Here is a 17278-nt window from a genome sequence, read left to right as displayed (position 1 = left end):
AGGCCGCAGAAATCGTCCCGGCACAGCGGGTGCGCTAGAACGACTCGCATGACCGATCCTTCTTACAAGGGCCCTGTGCCTGACACCTCGGATCCCGACGCGGCTGCCACGTACGAGCTCGACGGGCACATCGCCACCATCACCTACAACCGGCCCGAGGCCATGAACGCCATCAACGGCGACATGCGCCAGTGCCTGAACGCGGCGTGGATGGAGTTCTACAACGACCCCGATGCCTGGGTGGCGATCATGACCGGCACCGGGCGGGCATTCTGCGCCGGCGCCGACCTGCGCGACCCGACCCGGGGCTCGGCAGGATCGTGGGCGGGGTCGTACTTCGAGATCCCGACCGTCAACAGCCTCGAGAGCGGACTTGAACTGTTCAAGCCCGTCATTGCGGCCATCAACGGGGCATGCATCGGCTACGGGCTGACAGGGGCACTGGTAGCGGACTTCCTGATCGCGTCCGACCGCGCCATATTCGGCATGCCCGAGGTGAAGATCGGCGTGCCGACCATCGTGGGATCGATGCGGATGCCGCACAAGATCGGCTGGGCGAACGCCATGGAGATCCTGCTGACGGGCGACAACATCGACGCCGAACGCGCCCGCGAGATGGGCCTGGCATGGAATGTCGTGCCGCACGACACGCTCATGCACGAAGCACGTTCGCTGGCGGCGCGTCTGTGCCAGGGAGCGCCGCTGGCAGTACGGGCCGTCAAGGAAGTGGCGTGGCGAAGTCAGCGGATGGGCTGGACCGAGGCCCTGCGCATGGGCGAGTCGATTCGTAGAATCGTCGGCGACAGCGACGATGCCAAAGAGGGCGGACGTGCCTTCGCGGAGAAGCGCCCGCCCGAATGGACCGGCGCCTGAGGGGCGTTAACCGGTCAGGGTGAGGCGGGCGACGAGGTCGGTGCCAAAACCGGTGAGGATGGCCAAGTAGAGCAGCCCGGTGGCAGCCATGACGGCTTCGTACTGGCGCTCTCGCAGCGCCGCCATGGCAACGGCCGCGAGCGCCACCGTGGTGATGGCACATGCGGCCCAGAACCAGCCCAGCAGTCCGCCATAGCCGTCGTCGATGCTGCCGGTGAGCACAGCGATCATGCCCGTGGGCAGCAACAGCAACCCCACCTCGACGGGCCAGATCCCGCCCAGATGCCGTACCAGTTCCCGCAGCGGCTCCCGGCGCAGCCCCGGCTGCACGAGGTACCAATGACCCAGCAGCATCGAATCGCTGACGGCGCCCAGGAACGCGGCGCCGACCACGACACGCGCGAGGTGGAGCGCAGGCGCGATATCCCCGGTCGCACCGAGCCCTGCTGCGGTCACACCCACCAAGCCGGCAAGCGGCGCTGCGATGTCCCAGCGCGGATCGAAGCCCTCGATGGTGCGAGTCGCCCCGTCGGTGTCGTGGGTGGCTCGGTGGCGTCCGTCGGTGGGAAGTGCGGAGCGCACAAGCGAAGCTGCCGCGCAGAGCGCCATGGCAATGCAGGCAAGGTCGCGCACCGCATTCGGCTGGAACACGAAGCCGGTGACAGCTGCAATGACCGCGATCGCCCCGTACAGCGAGCGCAGCAGCCAGCCGTATCCGAGCCCGACTTCGCGTCGCCGGGTTGTCACCCACAGGTAGGCCAATCCCCCGGTTGCCCATTGGCACAGCACGGTCGCCACATCCACGGGTGCGCCTTCAGCCATCGCCGCGCTGCCTCTCGTTGCCTGGGTCTGGCCCGCTACGCCGGCACTTGCTGGCGGCTTGGTCCGAGCGCCACGGCTGCGGCAGATTCAGCGGCGTGGTAGCTGGAGCGAGTCAGCGGGCTGGACTCGACATGGGCGAAGCCGAGCGCCGAGCCGATTTCCCTCCAGCGCCCGAAGGACTCCGGCGGCACCCAGCGGGCGACAGGGATGTGGTGGCTGGTCGGCCGCAAGTACTGGCCGATCGTCACGATGCTGACGCCGACTGCCGCGAGATCGGCCAAGGTGACGTCGACTTCGGCATCGTCCTCGCCCATGCCGACGATGATGCCCGATTTCGTGACGAGCCCGGCCGATGCGCTGCGGGCCAGCAGCGCCAGGCTGCGCGCATAGCCCGTCGATGGACGAACGGCTCGCTGCAGCCGAGCCACGGTCTCGATGTTGTGGTTCAGGATGTCGGGGCCCGCGTCGAGGACTGTCTGGAGGGCCGCGGCATCGCCGCCGAAATCGGGCACCAGCACCTCGATTGTCGTGCTTGGCGATTGCGCCTTGATCGCCGCGATGGTCTCGGCGAACGCAGCCGCCCCACCGTCGGGTAGATCATCCCGGGCAACCGCGGTGACGACCGCATGGTCGAGTTCCATCTCGGCGACCGCGTCGGCCACCCGGCGAGGCTCATCGGGATCGAGCGGCGCCGGCTGGCTGGTGTCGACCAAGCAGAAACCGCACGCCCGCGTGCACCGCTCGCCGTTGAGCATGAAAGTGGCTGTGCCCGCACCCCAGCACTCGAAGATGTTCGGGCAGCCCGCCTCCTCGCACACCGTCACCAAGTCGTGCCGGCGCATCACCCGGCGCAGCCGCAGGTAGCCCTCATTGGGGTCCATGCGGGCACGCAGCCAGGGCGGCTTCCGCTCGGCGAGACCGAGACCGCCGTTCACCCCGGCTTCTGTCAACCTGGCTCGGCTACGCGGCGGAGGGATCTCGACCTGACCGGGACCGAGACCACGGCTGAAGGCGCTGAGATCGGACGGGCGGTGCCGCCACGCCACATCTGCACGCTCGAAGCCTGTGGGCGACCACCGTTCGGCTGCACGCCGGACTACCGCATCTGCCACGTCGCGCATCGTCGCCGTGCAACCCTCGGCCCGCAGCGATGTCGGTCGGAAATCACGGATGCCGCACGGGATGATCCGCTCGAACCACGACAAGTCGGTGTCGACGTTCAGCCCGAAGCCGTGCATGGTGCGGCCGCGGCTGAGTCGAACGCCGATCGCGGCGAGCTTGCGAGGCGTGCCGTCGAGGTCGAGCCACACGCCCGGATAGCCACGTAGTCGGCCGCAACCGGCGAGACCGAGGTCAGCCAGTGCGTCGATGAGCACTTGCTCCAAGTCGCACACGTACGCGGCCGTCTCCGCCAGTCCGCCGCCCCGGTGCCCTGGCAAGGACAGGATCGGATAGCCGACGAGCTGGCCGGGACCGTGGTAGGTGAAGTCGCCGCCACGGTCGATGCGCACGCAGTCGGCGCCGACCTCAGCCGGATCGACCAGCAAATTCGCCTCGTCGGCACTCGGGCCCGCCGTGAAGACGTGATCGTGTTCGAGCAGCAGCAGGTAGTCATCCACGCTGTGCGTCCACAGGCGTCGCTGCAAATCCAGCGCCTCGCGGAAGCGAACCCGCCCCAGCCACCGCACCTGAAGCATCGGACTAGAGCTCCGCTCCCCAGTCGTGCTGTTCCAGCATCTGACGGATGTGCCCCAAGAATCCAGCTGCATAGCTGCCGTCGAACGCACGGTGATCCCAGCCCATCGCCAAGTGGCCTACCGAGTGCACCACGATGCTCTCATTGCCAAATCGATCTGCGACCACGACCGGGCGGCGGGCAACGCCGTCGGTCGAGAGCACCGCAACCTGGGGCTGGTTGATGATGGCCGCCGTCGTGTAGGTGCCGAACGAGCCGTTGTTGGAGATGGTGAAGGTGCCGCCGGTGATGTCGTCGGGCGTCAGGCGTCGGGCGCGGGCCCTCGTCGCGAGTTCGTTCATGGTGCGGGCGACCCCTCGCAAACTCAGCGAGTCGGCGTCCCGCAGCACCGGAACGATGAGGCCGTCGTAATCGAGGTCGACGGCAACGCCGATGTTGCGACGCCGCCGGATGCGCAGCCCGCCGTCTTCCACCGAGGCGTTTAGCCGGGGCCAGTGAGCCAATGCGTCGGCCACGGCAATGACGATGAAGGGCAGGTAGGTGAGGCTGAATCCCTCTGATGCTCGCCACGCTTCGCGGTGCGCCCGGCGCACCTGCTCGACGTTCTCGTAGTCGACCTCGACGACGGTGAGAGCGTGGGGCGAGGTGGCCACCGAGTTGACCATGTGCTCGCCGGTCCGGCGCCGGATGTTGTTGAACGCCTCGAAACGTGAGTCGCCGTCGGTCCACTCAGCCGCTGCAGCGGCTGCCACCGGTGCCGGCACCGAAGGCGGGCTCGGAGTGGCGGCGCGTTCGCCTGCTGGCGATGTTGCTCTTGCTGGCGCGGTCTGGGTGGTTGCAGCCGCCGAGCGTTTCTGCTCGTCGATGGCGTTGAGCACATCGGACCGGGTGATGCGACCGCCTACACCTGTGCCGACCAGTGCAGCGGGATCCAGGCTGTGCTCTCGCACGAGGCGCCGCACCACCGGAGACAGCAGCCGACCACTTCCATTGCGCGCCGACCCGCTGGCTGCGCCATCAATCGATGCGGCCGCGGCGGCTGCGGCCACTGGGACCCCAGATGGCGCTACGGGGGCCGGTTCCGCCGGCGGCGAAACGGGTGCTGGGGCCGCGGCTGCGCTGGTGTCGGCGACGGGCGCAGCCGGCGGCGGCACGACGGCACCCTCGCTTACCTCGACAATGGCCAGCACCGTCCCGACGTCCACCGTCTCGCCCTCGGGCACACGGATTTCGCTGATGACCCCCTCCATGGGCGAGGGCACCTCGCTGTCCACCTTGTCGGTGGACACCTCATAGAGCAACTCGCCCACCGTGATCGAGTCGCCGACGCCTTTGAACCAGCGGGTGATGGTCCCTTCGGTGACCGTCTCGCCGAGCTGCGGCAGCACCAGGTCAGCCATATCGCTGCCTCGAACGGCGTCGAGTGCCCGCACGCCGGCTCATCCGTGGAGCCCCCGACCTGTGAGCGCCATCATCGTCTCGCCGAACAGCTCGGACAACGTTGGATGCGGCTGCACCAATGCGGCCACCTCGGAGACCGTGGCCTCCCAGTTGACCGCCAGGTAGCCCTGACCGAGCTGCTCGGTGACCCACGGCCCCATCATGTGAACGCCGAGCACGCGCCCTGCGGAGCCGTCGGCATCACGCTCGGCCACGATCTTGACGAGGCCCTCGGTGTCGTTGACGATCATCGCCCGGGAGTTGCCGCTGTAGCGGTGCTTGGACGACACCACGTCATAGCCGGCTTCACGGGCCGCCGCTTCGGACAGCCCGGTGAAGGCCACCTCGGGATGGCAGTAGATCGCCCACGGCACATTGGGGTAGTCCACCGGCGCCGGGTCTTCGCCCAGGATGTCCTTGACCGCAACGATCGCCTCTGCGAAGCCGACATGGGCAAGCTGAGGCGTGTTGATGAGGTCGCCCACGGCGTAGACGCCGGCCATCGTCGTTCGGCACAGCTCGTCAACGACGACGAATCCTCGTTCATCGACTTTGACTTCGGTGTCATCGAGGCCGAGGTGGTCTGGGTACGGCCGCCGTCCCACCGACACCACCACCGCGTCCACTTCCAGCTCGGCCGTGTCGGCGTCGTCGCCCTCTGACGCAGCCGTGTATCGCACGGTCGTGCCGCCATCGTCGAGCGGCGTGTGACCAGTGACCCCGCAGCCCGTCCGCACGGTGATGCCCCGCTTGGCAAACGCCCGGGTCAGGGCCTTGGAGATATCCCCATCGACGCCGGGAATGATCTGTGGCGCGTACTCGAGCACGGTCACGTCGGCGCCGAGGTCGGCCAGCATCGAAGCGAACTCGCAGCCGATGGCCCCGCCGCCGATCACGGCGACGCGACCTGGCACCTCGTCCAGCGCCAAGACTTCGTCCGAAGTCATCACGAGCGTCCCGTCGCGATCGAAGCCCGGCAGCGTGATCGGCACCGAGCCTGCCGCCAGCAAGACGTGGTCTCCATGCAGCGTCTGGGTCTCGGACTCGCCGTTGCGCACCACGACGGACCGGTCGGAGGCCAGCCGGCCCGTCCCTTCGTGCACCGCGACTTTGCGGCGCCGCAGCAGTCCCTTCACCCCGGTTTCGAGGCCGTCCACGATGCGTTGCTTGCGGCCCTGCGAGACGCTGAAGTCCAGCTCGGGCGGCTCGGTGTTCACGCCGAACTCGGCCGCTTCGCCAACCGTGCGCCACACGGCTGCTGTCTCAAGCAACTCCTTGGCGGGTATGCAGCCCCGGTGCAAGCACGTGCCGCCCAGCCGGTCCCGCTCCACCAGCGCGACCTTCATGCCCGCCGCGCCGGCATACAGCGCCGCCCCGTAGCCCGCGGGCCCGCCGCCGATCACGACGAGGTCGTAACGAACCGGGGCGCTCGATTCGCCGGAATTCGCTTCATCTGCCATCGCGCGACGAGGGTACGCCTCGGGGCTCAGCCGTTTGCACCGGGGCGATCATCTGTCCAGACCGGCGCCGAAGCGCTACAACCAAATCAGCACCCGGATCGCGAACGCCACCAGGATGACGACGCCCGTGACAAGCGCTGTGACAAGCAACGCCCGGGTGCTCACGCGGACGAATGTAGCGACGGTCGCGACCGGGACCCCCTTTTGCCCACGGGTAGGATCCGCACCGTGACCGTATTTACCCGCCGCGGGACTGCCGGCTTGGCTGCGTGCGCCATCAGCCTCATGGTGTTGGCGGGTTGCGGTACCGATGAAGACGCATCTTCGACAGCGTCGCCGACGGATGCCGCTGAGACATTCGAGCCTTCGAGCGCAGCCGCTGCTGAAAGTGTCGAACCGGCATCTGCCGCCGAGAGCGTCGAACCCGCATCTGCCGCCGAAAGCGTCGAACCCGTAGCAGCCGACGGTGGCGCAAATGCCTCCGCCACTGAAGGATCATCGGCAGACGAGAGCGCCTCAGCGGCCGAGACCCGGCCCGAGATCCTCCTGCTCGACACGAGCTAGGTTGACGGGCAGCCCTTCGAGCTGGCTGCTGCGGTAGGCAACGACGTGCTGCTGTGGTTCTGGGCTCCGTGGTGACCGGCCTGCCGGAGAGAAGCTCCTGCGGTCGCAGAGCTGAAAGCAGAACACGGGGATGGCTTGGTGATCGTGGGCGTCGCCGCGCACGACTCCATCGCTTCCTTCGAGGGATTCGTGAGCTCTCATGGACTCGAGCAGATGCCTCACTTCGGTGACGAGAGCGGGGATCTGTGGGACGCGTTCGGCGTACGGAGCCAACCCACCTGGATGCTTGTACGAGCCGACGGCACTACTGAGCGCGGCCAGGGCCATATTCCCGGCGAAATCGTCACCGACGCTCTGTCACCGGCCTGAGACCGGGCGTATCGATGGCTGAAGAACAGAGTGTCAGCGTTGAGCGGCTCATCGCCGCATCCGCGGAACAGATCTTCGACGTGCTGTCGGACCCGAGCCGCCATTGCGAGATCGATGGCTCGGGGAGTCTCGTGCGGATGACCAGCTCGCACACCCGTCTGGCGCTCGGCAGCACCTTCAGCATGCGAGTGCGTCTCGGCGTCACGTACCCCACCAAGAACCGGGTCCTGGAATTCGAGGAGAACCGGCTGATCGCGTGGGCGCACTGGAACGGACATCGCTGGCGCTACGAGCTCGAGCCCACCGACGACGGCGGCACGCTGGTGCGCGAAACGTTCGTGTGGGGAACGGCACGCTGGCCGCGTGTCATGGAACTCACGGGTTGTGACAAGAAGAACGTGCCGTCCATGGAAGCCACGCTCGAGCGGCTGGCAGCCATCGTCGAGACGCCTCCCGCCGCAACGCCCGACACAGACACTGACAACGCCGCCTGAGCAACCGGCCCGGATGGCCCGCTGCTGCTAGTCGGGCTCGATCACCCAGACGTCCCCGCCGAGCGCTTCTTCCAGGCGCCGGTGCAGGTCCGCCAGCGTGCGGTCGCCGGCTCGGCGAACGAGGATCGCTTCGTCGCAGTTGTGCATGAACCACGTGTCCCGCCGCCGCATCGCCTTGCCGAACGCCTCTCCGTCGACTGGTGACTTGGCACCGAGCATGAATTCTTGAGCTGCTTGCTGGCGGAGCTCGGCGAAGCGTTGACGCGACGGCCCCGGCCACCGTCGTTCGACGCCCTCGAACGCAAGCACCACGGCATATGGCACACCAGCCGCCAGCGCAGCCTCGGCACCCAGCGTCTCGGCACCAAGCCCGAGGCCCGTCGCGACCACGAGATCGGGATACATCTGGCGCTTGGCAGCGAGTACGTCGCTCAGCTGCCGGAGCACCTTGCGTAAGACCGGGTTCTCGTTGTACCCGCCGAGCTCCGGCGGCCGGTGGCCCAGCACGGTCACGACGTGACCGGCGATTTCCCGGTTCCCCGATGTCGGCTCGTCGGTGCTGACGGTGCCCTTCGGGGAGCCGTGCGACCCCGACCGCCCGTCAGCGAGCTGATCGAGCACGTCATCGTCGAATCGCTTGCCCCGGAGCCCGGCACCAGTGCTCGCAGCGTGGACGGCCAGGGCATCGGCGGCGGAATTCAACCGCTGGCCGGCGTGACCCTTCACCCAAGCAAACTCGATGTCGCCCCGCGCAAGCACGGCATCGATGAACGGCTCCCACAGGTCTCGGTTGGCCACCGGCTTGCGCGCTGAGTTCAGCCAATTGCGCCGGTGCCAGCCCTTCCACCATTCGTCGGTGAAGCACTTCACCACGTAGGTGGAGTCGCTCATGATGCGCAGCGGCCCATCCAGCACCTCGACGGCCTGAGCCGCAGCGGTGACCTCCATCCGCTGGTTCGTTGTCCTGGGTTCGTGACCGCACGCCCACGGCCCGCCGTCAATCACGTACGCCCAGCCGCCCGGTCCCGGATTGCCCAGGCACGACCCATCGGTGAAGACTTCACGGGCTTGGGCGTTCGGCTGGGGACTCATCCAAGTGCGACACTAGAACCCATGCTCTTTGACGGGTTGCATGAGCAGATCCCCGACATCGATCCCGACGAGACCGACGACTGGCTGCAGTCGTTCAAAGCTGTCGTCGAGGAACGGGGCAAGAACCGGGCGCGATTCCTGATCCGTCGCCTGATGTCCAAGGCCCGCGAACTTCAGGTCGACTTCCCTGCGACTGTGTCGACGCCGTATATCAACACCATCGCCCCAGAGGACGAGCCGTGGTTCCCCGGCGACGACGGAATCGAGAAGCGCCTGCGAGCCTTCATCCGCTGGAACGCAGTCGCAATGGTCACCCACGCCAACTCCTGGGCGGACGGCATCGGCGGCCACCTGTCCACGTTTGCCAGCTCCGCGGCGCTCTATGACGTGGGCTTCAACCACTTCTGGCAAGGCAAGGACGACGGCGAGCCCGGCGACCACATCTACATCCAGGGCCATGCCGCACCTGGCATCTACGCACGGGCCTATCTCGAGGGCCGCCTCGACGACACCGACCTCGAGCACTTCCGGCGCGAGATCGGCCGCACCGGACTGTCGTCGTACCCCCATCCGCGTCTCATGCCCGACTTCTGGGAGTACCCGACGGTGTCGATGGGCCTCGGGCCGATCATGGCGATCTACCACGCCCGCTTCAACCGCTACCTGCACAACCGTCGCATCGACAACACGGCCGAGTCGAAGGTGTGGTGTTTCGTGGGCGACGGCGAGACCGACGAGCCCGAAACCCTCGGTGCGCTGCACCTCGCCGCACGGGAGCGTCTCGACAACCTCATCTTCGTCGTGAACTGCAACCTGCAGCGTCTCGACGGGCCCGTGCGTGGCAACGGGAAGATCATCCAGGAGCTCGAGGCCAACTTCCGCGGCTCTGGGTGGAACGTCATCAAGGTGATCTGGGGAGGCCGCTGGGACGATCTGCTGGCCCGGGACCGTGACGGCGCACTGCTCAACAAGATGAACGAGACCATCGACGGCGAGTACCAGCGCTACTCGGTGGAAAGCGGGGCCTACATCCGCGAGCGGTTCTTCGGGCCCGATCCCCGGTTGCGAGAGATGGTCCAGCACCTCTCCGACGAGGACCTGCAGACCCTGCCCCGAGGCGGTCACGACTACAAGAAGCTGTACGCGGCCTACCAGGCAGCCGTGGAGCACGAGGGCAGCCCAACCGTCATCTTGACCAAGACCGTGAAGGGCTGGTCGCTGGGACCTGACCTCGAAGCACGCAATGCCACCCACCAGATCAAGAAGCTGAACCGGACCCAGCTCATGACCATCCGGGAGCGCTTGCGGCTCCACAACGAGATCGACGCCGAGTTCGACCCTGACGATCCGCCCTATTGCCGCCCCCAGCCCGGCAGCGCCGAGCACGAGTACTTGGTGGCCCGCCGGAAGGCTCTGGGCGGCCCGTTACCCAAACGCATGGGCAACTGGTGCCGCAAGGCACTGCCGATGCCGAGCTCGAAGCCGTTCGAGGAGTTCTCGGCCGGCTCGGGCAAGTTTGCGGTGTCCACCACCATGGCCTTCACCCGGATGCTGCGGGCGATGACGCGAGAGCCGGGCTTCGGCGACCGTGTGGTGCCGATCATTCCCGACGAGGCCCGCACGTTCGGCATGGACTCGCTGTTCCGCGAACTCGGCATCTACGCCAGCCAAGGCCAGCTGTACGAGCCCGTCGACCACGACCTGCTGCTGTCCTACACCGAGCACATCGACGGCCAGATCCTCGAAGAGGGCATCACCGAGGCCGGGGCGCTGGCCAGCTTCACCGCCGCCGCCACCTCCTATGCCGTCCGCGGCGTGGCGATGGTGCCCTTCTACACCTTCTATTCGATGTTCGGCTTCCAGCGTGTGGGCGACATGATCTGGGCGCTGGCCGACATGAGGGGTCGCGGTTTCCTCATGGGGGCCACGGCCGGGCGCACCACGCTGATGGGCGAAGGCCTGCAGCACCAAGACGGCCACTCGCCGCTGCTGGCCTCGGTTGTGCCGCCGTGCCAGGCCTACGATCCGGCGTTCGCCTACGAGCTGGCGACGATTGTGCGCGACGGGATCCGGCGCATGTACGGCGTGGGCGAGGACATCTTCTACTACCTGACGATCTACAACGAGAACTACATCCAGCCTCCTGAGCCGGACGACCTCTCGACATCGGACCTGCTGGCTGGGCTGTATCGCTTTGCCCCGGCTCCGGAAGGTCGCTCGCACGCCGGCACCATCCTGTTCTCGGGTTCGGCGCAAGGCGCTGCCCGAGCGGCGGCCAACCTGCTGGCCGCCGAGCACGACGTCGGCGTGGACCTGTGGAGCGCCACCTCATACAAGGCGTTGCGTGAGGAAGCGCTGTCGTGCGAGCGGTGGAACACGCTGCATCCCGACGATCCCCAGCAGGTGCCGTTCGTGACCCGGCAGCTGGCCGACGGCACCGGGCCGGTGGTGGCCGTGACCGATTTCATGCGGGCCGTACCCGACCAGGTGTCTCGCTGGATCGGCCGCGACTACACCTCGCTGGGAACCGACGGCTTCGGTCGCAGCGACACCCGCAGCCGGCTGCGGGAGCACTTCGAGGTGACCGCCGAGCACATCACAGTGGCGGTGCTGTGGCGCCTTGCCGAGCTCGGCGAGATCGACGCGACTGCGGCAGCCGAGGCCATCAAGCGCTACGGCCTGGCCACCGACAGCGCCGACCCCTGGTCCTCGGCAACGCACTGAGCTAGCCGGCGCCGACGATTCCCGACGCTGCGAGGGCGGCGCGTGCAGACTGTCACGATGCCCAGCGACATCCCCTGCCCGCAGCGATGGTTCGACGACTACGAGGCCGGTGAACGATTCACGTTCGGGACGACGACCATCGACGAGGCCGAGATCATCGAATTCGGCCGTAAGTTCGACCCGCAGCCCTTCCACATCGATCCTGAGGCAGCTCGAAACACCGTCTATGGCCGGATCATCGCGTCGGGATGGCATACCGGCTCGATCATGATGAGGATGCTGGGTGAATACCTGTTGGGGCCATCGAGCATGGGTTCGCCTGGGCTCGACGAGCTGCGTTGGCTGGCACCGGTGTATCCAGGCGACCCTCTCACCCTCGTGGTCGAGATTCTGGAGGTTCGCCCGAGCCGCTCCAAGCCCGACCGCGGCATCATCAAGATGACCCACGAACTCGTCAACCAGGACGGCACCACGGTGGTGCGCGCGGTGGCGAACATGATGATGGCCCGCCGCACATGAAGCCCTCGAAGTGCTGATCGCTCACTGCGGGCAGCGTCGAGAGGGGCTTGCTCAGGCGAGCTGCAACGGACCCGGATCGGGCGTGCCGGAGCTGCCTTCCAGGCGTGCTACGCGCTCACGCACCAAGGCGACCTCGGCGGTCACGCCGTCGATGCGGTCGGACTGGTGGTCGATGCGGTCGGACTGGTGGTCGATGCGGTCCGACTGGTGGTCGATGCGTCCGCTGAGGTGGAAGGTGATGCCCAAGCCGGTGCCGAGCACGCTGGCGACGATGCCCGCGGCGGCGACGAGTACCGCCCATGCCTCGACGACAAGCTGTGTCGCTGCCATCATGCCCGCTGCCATGACCTCACCCTAGGACACACGCCGCCCGACCCGGCAGAGCTTTAGGCGTACCGGGCAGCGGCCTGGTGTTCCAGCCAGCCCAGCAGGATGGCGACGGCTCGGGGGTCGTGGCGGATGCGGTGATCTGCCCCCGCGATGAGGCGCAGCTCAGCACTGGGGTGTAGCGAGGCGAGGTGGCGGGCATCTTCGTAGGGCACCTGCCGGTCATTGATGCCGTGCAGGATCAGCAGCGGCCGGTCGGTGAGTCGCTGCACTGCGTCCACCGCCCTGTTCTGCTTCAACTCACGGTTCCACGTGCTTGGCGAGCGCGGGAAGTCCTCGGACCTGATGACACCGACATTGCGGCAGTGCGCCAGGAAAGCCTTGGGGTCGCCTGCCCAGTCGTCGAAGTCGGCCCTCGGCGCCATGGCTGCCACGCCGCGCACCCGGGGGTCGCGTGCAGCAGCAAGGATGGCCACCGAGCCCCCGGTCGTGGAGCCCACGAGCCACACACCGCGGCAGCCGTCTTCCAAGACGTGCTCGATCGAGCGCCCGACATCGTCGATCCATCCGAGCAGGGAAAAGTCACCGTCGGACTCGCCGCAGCCCCGCATGCTGACCGCGAGCACCGTCCAGCCCTGCGCTTCGGCAATGCGCTCCGCGAAGAGCCGGTACGTGCGATTCGGAATACCAGGTCGCTGCTTGGAGGGGAATCCATGACACAGCACCACCGCCGGTCCGCTTCCCGTCGAGCGTGTCGGCCGAACCATCAACGCCGCAAGATGCGGGCTGCCCTCGATGGTGATCTCGGTGACGGTGGTGCTCACCGCGCTGCGTTTCGACCGGGGCGGCGCGACGGCAGCGCTGTAGGGGGGAGCATCGGCCACTACTAGCCACAGAGCCGCGAAAGGCGATAGCCGCGGTTGCGCGCTTCAGGCAGCTCGTCGGGTCCGAAAGTGGCGTAGGACTGCGCCGTCACGATGTCGGCGACGGCCGCAGCCAGCTGTTCGTCAACGGCGGGATCGTCGGACGCCACTTCCATGTCGTAGACGATCTGGTTGCGCTTGTCGCCGACGAATCGACAGCCGGCGAGCTCCCTCGGGATGTCCATGTTCACATTCTGCCGTCCAGCGGACGCTCCCCTCACGCGAGCCGTGGCCAACATGGCCCGAACGGGAGAGATTCGGCCCAAGGCTCACCTGCCGTTGGGGGAGACGGCGGCGAGGGCGCCGATCCGGCGCAGGTATTCCAGGTGCGCGTCCACGACGGCGTAGACCTGTTCGAGCGTCACTTCGAGGCCATCGCGACGGACGGAGCGGTACAGGTCGGCCGCAGACGAACGATCCTCGGTGATCGTCGTGCTCGCGTCACTGGCAGTCCCGTCGGTGTCGCCTGCCGCGACGCCAGCCGACTCAGCGGAACCGAACTGCAGCTGATTGAGATGCTGCCGAAGCAGCGCTTCAAGCTCGTCAGCGTCCAGTGAGGCAGCGATGTCGAACGGCAGCAGATCGGAGACGAACTCCGCTGCCTCGGCGAGACGCCACACCGGTTCGCGGCGCTGGCGGCCAAGCCGCTGCGCCTGCGTGCCGACCACGCCCGCGGCGACGACGAAGCCGATCACCAATGAGATGACGATGACCGTGACGATCACCGATGCCTCCTCGGCCTCAAACGTGTCATGCGGCGCACCGGCCGCGTTGCGTTCTGTGTTGTCGGGTCTACAGACCGATGCGCTGCGCCAGCTGCTCCCGATGGTACGCGGGATCGCCGAAGATCAGCTCGGAGCTCTTCGCACGCTTGAAGTAGAGGTGCGCAGGGTGCTCCCAGGTGAAGCCGATGCCGCCGTGGATCTGGATGTTCTCCGCGGCGCAGTGGAAGTAGGCCTCCGAGCAGTACGCCTTGGCCAGCGATGCCACCGATGGCAGCTCGTCGTTCATCTCTGCGGCGCACCACGCGGCGTAGTACGCAGCCGACTTGGCCGACTCGACCTCGAGCAGCATGTCGGCGCACTTGTGCTTGATGGCCTGGAACGAACCGATCGGACGACCGAACTGCACGCGGTCCTTCGCGTACTGCACCGCCATGTCGAGCACGAATTGCGCACCGCCCACCTGCTCGTTCGCGAGGGCCACAGCAGCGAGGTCGAGCACTCTGTCGATGTAGGCGAAGTTGTCGGTGTCGCACAGGTGCTTCCCAGGCGTGTTGTTGAATGAGATCCGGGCCTGCTTGCGGGTCTGGTCCATCGTGGCGAGATTCTCCCGGCTGAGGCCAGCCGCATTGCCCGCGACGGTGAACAGGTGAATGCCGCCGTTGCAACGGGCCGCCACGATGAACAAGTTCGCTGTGCCGCCGTCGGTCACAAACATCTTCTCGCCAGTGATGGTCGCCGAGTCGCCCGTGTCGGTGGCCTCTACCTCGATGCCCTCGGCATCCCAGCGACCACTGGCCTCTGCCAGGGCCAGCGTGGCGATGATCTCGCCGGAGGCAATTCCCGCGAGCAGCTCTTCTTTGGCCTTCTCGTTGCCGGAGTGCAGGATGGCGTTGCCGGCCAGCACCACCGTGGAGAAATAGGGCGAGCACAGCAGGCTGCGGCCCATCTCTTCCAGCACGATGCCCAGCTCCACGTAGCTGGCACCCTGCCCGCCGTATTCCTCGGGGATGATCAGCGCCTGCAAGCCGAGCTGTTCGGCCATCTGCGACCAGACGGCAGTGTCATAGCCGTCGTCGGTCTCCATCAGCTCGCGTACGGCGGTCTCCGGGGACTTCTCCTCAAGGAACGAGCGGACAAAGTTGCGGAGCTCTTCCTGCTCCTCGGTGAATGCGAAGTTCACGGACGCGCCTCCGGGCCGGGTGCAGCCAGTGCAATTTAATCACCGGTGCAATAGTCAGGCGAAGTTCTATCACCCAGACACAGGAACGGCTCAGTGAGACTCACGCAGGCGGCGTGGAACCTGCGGTGCGAGCCGGGCGTTAGCTTTCGTGACGAGCTTCCCGCATACGAGCGAGGCGGATCGCAAGGCTGATCCGAAAGCGAACATGACTCAACAACGGAGCCGGATTCCTCACAGTTCGGGCAATGCGGCCAGCAAGGCGGTACAGCAATGAGTGACGGGTCCAGCCAGACCCCAGACGCGGACACGCCTGAAACGGGCACGGCCGCATCGGCCGCGTCGAATGGCGGCGCGGTACGCCGGCTTGTCGGGCGGCCCGGTGCTGGTGCCGGCTTGCTGGCCGGCATTGCGGGTGCTGCCGTGGCGCTGGCGTTCGGGGAGCTGATCGACGGGCTGGTCGACACGATCCCGTCGCTGGTGGTCGCCGTCGGCGAGGCGTTAGTGGACTACTCGCCTGACTGGGCCGTGAAGCTGAGCATCGAGTTGTTCGGCGAGAAGGACAAGGCGGTGCTGGCGATCGGCATCGTCGGAGTCTCGCTGTTCATCGGCGGCCTGCTGGGTGCCTGCGCGATGGCGTCGCGCCGACGCTGGGTGCCGTTCGCAGGCTTCGCTGCGTTCGCCGTCATCGGCGGATGGACTGCAGCCCGCAACCCGATGAGCCCGTTCGTCGGCTCGTGGATCGTTGCCGTGATCGCAGCAGCGCTCGGCTACCTCACGCTGAGAATGCTCTTGCGACTTGCCCCAGCCCACAGTCCCCCACACAGCGACGATCAACCGCCCCTCGAATCTGCCGCTGGGGAAGCTCCGGATCCGGCTCCCGATGCCAGCCGACGGGCGTTCCTGCTCGGCGTCGGCGGCGCCGGCGTGGCGGCTGTGGGCCTTGTGGCGCTGGGACGGGGCGTACGCGGCCCCTCAGCGGCAGAGACCGCCCGGGCCAACATCAACCTGAATCCGTCCGCGCCCCCCACCACCGCTGCCGCCGCAGGCGCCGCAACCGCAGCAGAGACAACCGCTACGACTGCGGCCCGCCGAGCGGCAGCCGCCGAGGTGGCCGCGCTGGACACGCTCGACGAGGTCGCCGGCATCTCCCGCTACCTGACGCCCAACGACGACTTCTACCGGATCGACACGGCGCTGACGGTGCCGCAGGTCGACCCGGCCAACTGGAAGCTCCGTTTCACCGGAATGGTCGATAACCCCTACGAGCTGACCTTTGACGAGATCTTGGCGATGGACCTGCAAGAACACGTCATCACGCTGTCGTGCGTGTCGAATCGTGTCGGCGGCCGTCTCGTCGGCAACGCCATCTGGACCGGTGTGCCGCTGGTGGACCTGCTTGACCGGGCAGGGGTGCAAGACGGTGCCGACCAGGTCGTCGGTCGCTCGGTGGACGACTGGACCGCTGGATTCCCGACAGGGATCCTGCGCGACGGCCGCAACGCAGTGCTGGCCGTCGGCATGAACGGCGAGCCATTGCCCACCTCCCACGGCTTCCCCGCCCGCCTGGTGGTGGCGGGGCTCTACGGCTACGTGTCAGCGGTGAAGTGGATCGAGGAGATTCACCTCACCACCTGGGATGGCTTCGACGGCTACTGGGTGCCGCGGGGATGGTCCAAGCGGGGGCCCATGAAGACGCAGAGCCGCATCGACGTGCCCGGCAACGGCGACCGGCCCGTCGCCGGAACCCCAACCGCCATTGCAGGCATCGCCTGGGCGCCGACTCGAGGCATCAGCGCTGTCGAGGTGCGCATCGACGACGGCCCGTGGCAGCAATGCGAGCTGGGCGAGGCGCTGGGTGACGAGAGCTGGGTGCAGTGGCACCTGGCCTGGACGCCCACCGCAGGCACGCACTCGCTGCAGGTGCGGGCCATCGACGGCACCGGCATGACGCAGCCCGAGGGTCCGAAGGACGTCCGGCCCGATGGTGCCGAAGGCTGGCACCGGGTCGCCGCGCGTGTGGACGCAGCCTGAGCAACGCCCTGACGATGCCCCATCGCTGGCGGGCGAGGG

Annotated in this window: 17 protein-coding genes; 7 read left to right on the top strand and 10 right to left on the bottom strand. The window is 67.2% G+C overall.

What is annotated here, in order from left to right; all coding sequences use genetic code 11:
* Window positions 1-48: 48 nt before the first annotated feature.
* Window positions 49-873, top strand: coding sequence for an enoyl-CoA hydratase/isomerase family protein (locus ACOQPH_RS02005; protein WP_420623089.1), 825 nt, complete (start codon window positions 49-51; stop codon window positions 871-873).
* Between the two features lie 6 nt (window positions 874-879).
* Here ACOQPH_RS02005 and ACOQPH_RS02000 read toward each other — a convergent pair whose 3' ends face one another.
* The 4 genes from ACOQPH_RS02000 to lpdA are packed head-to-tail and all read right to left on the bottom strand — an operon-like array spanning window position 880 to window position 6291.
* Complete coding sequence (locus ACOQPH_RS02000; RefSeq protein ID WP_420623088.1) at window positions 880-1695, bottom strand: hypothetical protein; 816 nt, start codon at window positions 1693-1695, stop codon at window positions 880-882.
* A gap of 35 nt (window positions 1696-1730) precedes the next feature.
* Window positions 1731-3392 (bottom strand): lipoyl synthase, encoded by a 1662-nt coding sequence (lipA, locus tag ACOQPH_RS01995; RefSeq protein WP_420623087.1) that lies wholly within the window; start codon window positions 3390-3392, stop codon window positions 1731-1733.
* 4 nt (window positions 3393-3396) lie between these two features.
* Entirely contained in the window at window positions 3397-4824 is a 1428-nt protein-coding gene (locus ACOQPH_RS01990; protein ID WP_420623086.1) for a dihydrolipoamide acetyltransferase family protein, read from the bottom strand.
* Window positions 4825-4830: 6 nt separating this feature from the next.
* A complete protein-coding gene (lpdA, locus tag ACOQPH_RS01985) occupies window positions 4831-6291 on the bottom strand; it encodes a dihydrolipoyl dehydrogenase (RefSeq protein ID WP_420623085.1) in 1461 nt (486 codons plus the stop codon).
* A gap of 228 nt (window positions 6292-6519) precedes the next feature.
* Between lpdA and ACOQPH_RS01980 the strand changes: the two genes are divergently transcribed.
* The 3 genes from ACOQPH_RS01980 to ACOQPH_RS01970 all read left to right on the top strand — a co-directional run bounded on the left by ACOQPH_RS01980 (window position 6520) and on the right by ACOQPH_RS01970 (window position 7718).
* Complete coding sequence (locus tag ACOQPH_RS01980; RefSeq protein ID WP_420623084.1) at window positions 6520-6855, top strand: hypothetical protein; 336 nt, start codon at window positions 6520-6522, stop codon at window positions 6853-6855.
* A 135-nt stretch (window positions 6856-6990) separates the two neighbouring features.
* On the top strand, window positions 6991-7224 hold the full coding sequence (locus ACOQPH_RS01975) for a TlpA family protein disulfide reductase (protein ID WP_420623083.1): 234 nt from the start codon (window positions 6991-6993) through the stop codon (window positions 7222-7224).
* Window positions 7225-7238: 14 nt separating this feature from the next.
* Window positions 7239-7718, top strand: a complete 480-nt coding sequence (locus tag ACOQPH_RS01970) for an SRPBCC family protein (RefSeq protein WP_420623082.1) — start codon at window positions 7239-7241, stop codon at window positions 7716-7718.
* A 27-nt stretch (window positions 7719-7745) separates the two neighbouring features.
* Here ACOQPH_RS01970 and ACOQPH_RS01965 read toward each other — a convergent pair whose 3' ends face one another.
* Entirely contained in the window at window positions 7746-8810 is a 1065-nt protein-coding gene (locus tag ACOQPH_RS01965; protein WP_420623081.1) for an RNase H family protein, read from the bottom strand.
* Window positions 8811-8831: 21 nt separating this feature from the next.
* On the opposite strand from ACOQPH_RS01965, the gene aceE reads away from it, so the two are divergent.
* Together aceE and ACOQPH_RS01955 are read left to right on the top strand one after the other, a co-directional pair.
* Window positions 8832-11534, top strand: a complete 2703-nt coding sequence (aceE, locus tag ACOQPH_RS01960; RefSeq protein WP_420623080.1) for a pyruvate dehydrogenase (acetyl-transferring), homodimeric type — start codon at window positions 8832-8834, stop codon at window positions 11532-11534.
* Window positions 11535-11591: 57 nt separating this feature from the next.
* The gene (locus tag ACOQPH_RS01955) at window positions 11592-12053 is read left to right on the top strand and encodes a MaoC family dehydratase (protein WP_420623079.1); all 462 of its coding nucleotides are present in this window, start codon (window positions 11592-11594) and stop codon (window positions 12051-12053) included.
* 51 nt (window positions 12054-12104) lie between these two features.
* Here ACOQPH_RS01955 and ACOQPH_RS01950 read toward each other — a convergent pair whose 3' ends face one another.
* The 5 genes from ACOQPH_RS01950 to ACOQPH_RS01930 form a co-directional block, all read right to left on the bottom strand.
* Window positions 12105-12398: a hypothetical protein gene (locus ACOQPH_RS01950; protein ID WP_420623078.1), complete on the bottom strand. Its 294-nt coding sequence runs from the start codon at window positions 12396-12398 to the stop codon at window positions 12105-12107.
* A 41-nt stretch (window positions 12399-12439) separates the two neighbouring features.
* On the bottom strand, window positions 12440-13204 hold the full coding sequence (locus tag ACOQPH_RS01945) for an alpha/beta hydrolase family protein (protein ID WP_420623077.1): 765 nt from the start codon (window positions 13202-13204) through the stop codon (window positions 12440-12442).
* A gap of 62 nt (window positions 13205-13266) precedes the next feature.
* Window positions 13267-13488, bottom strand: a complete 222-nt coding sequence (locus tag ACOQPH_RS01940) for a hypothetical protein (protein ID WP_419552281.1) — start codon at window positions 13486-13488, stop codon at window positions 13267-13269.
* Window positions 13489-13572: 84 nt separating this feature from the next.
* Window positions 13573-14028, bottom strand: coding sequence for a hypothetical protein (locus tag ACOQPH_RS01935; RefSeq protein WP_420623076.1), 456 nt, complete (start codon window positions 14026-14028; stop codon window positions 13573-13575).
* A gap of 67 nt (window positions 14029-14095) precedes the next feature.
* Complete coding sequence (locus tag ACOQPH_RS01930) at window positions 14096-15208, bottom strand: acyl-CoA dehydrogenase family protein (RefSeq protein WP_420623075.1); 1113 nt, start codon at window positions 15206-15208, stop codon at window positions 14096-14098.
* A gap of 270 nt (window positions 15209-15478) precedes the next feature.
* Between ACOQPH_RS01930 and ACOQPH_RS01925 the strand changes: the two genes are divergently transcribed.
* On the top strand, window positions 15479-17239 hold the full coding sequence (locus tag ACOQPH_RS01925) for a molybdopterin-dependent oxidoreductase (protein ID WP_420623074.1): 1761 nt from the start codon (window positions 15479-15481) through the stop codon (window positions 17237-17239).
* Window positions 17240-17278: the final 39 nt, after the last annotated feature.

Source organism: Candidatus Poriferisodalis sp., from assembly GCF_965221945.1.
Lineage (GTDB): Bacteria > Actinomycetota > Acidimicrobiia > Acidimicrobiales > Poriferisodalaceae > Poriferisodalis.
This window is presented reverse-complemented; position numbering and strand designations above follow the sequence as displayed.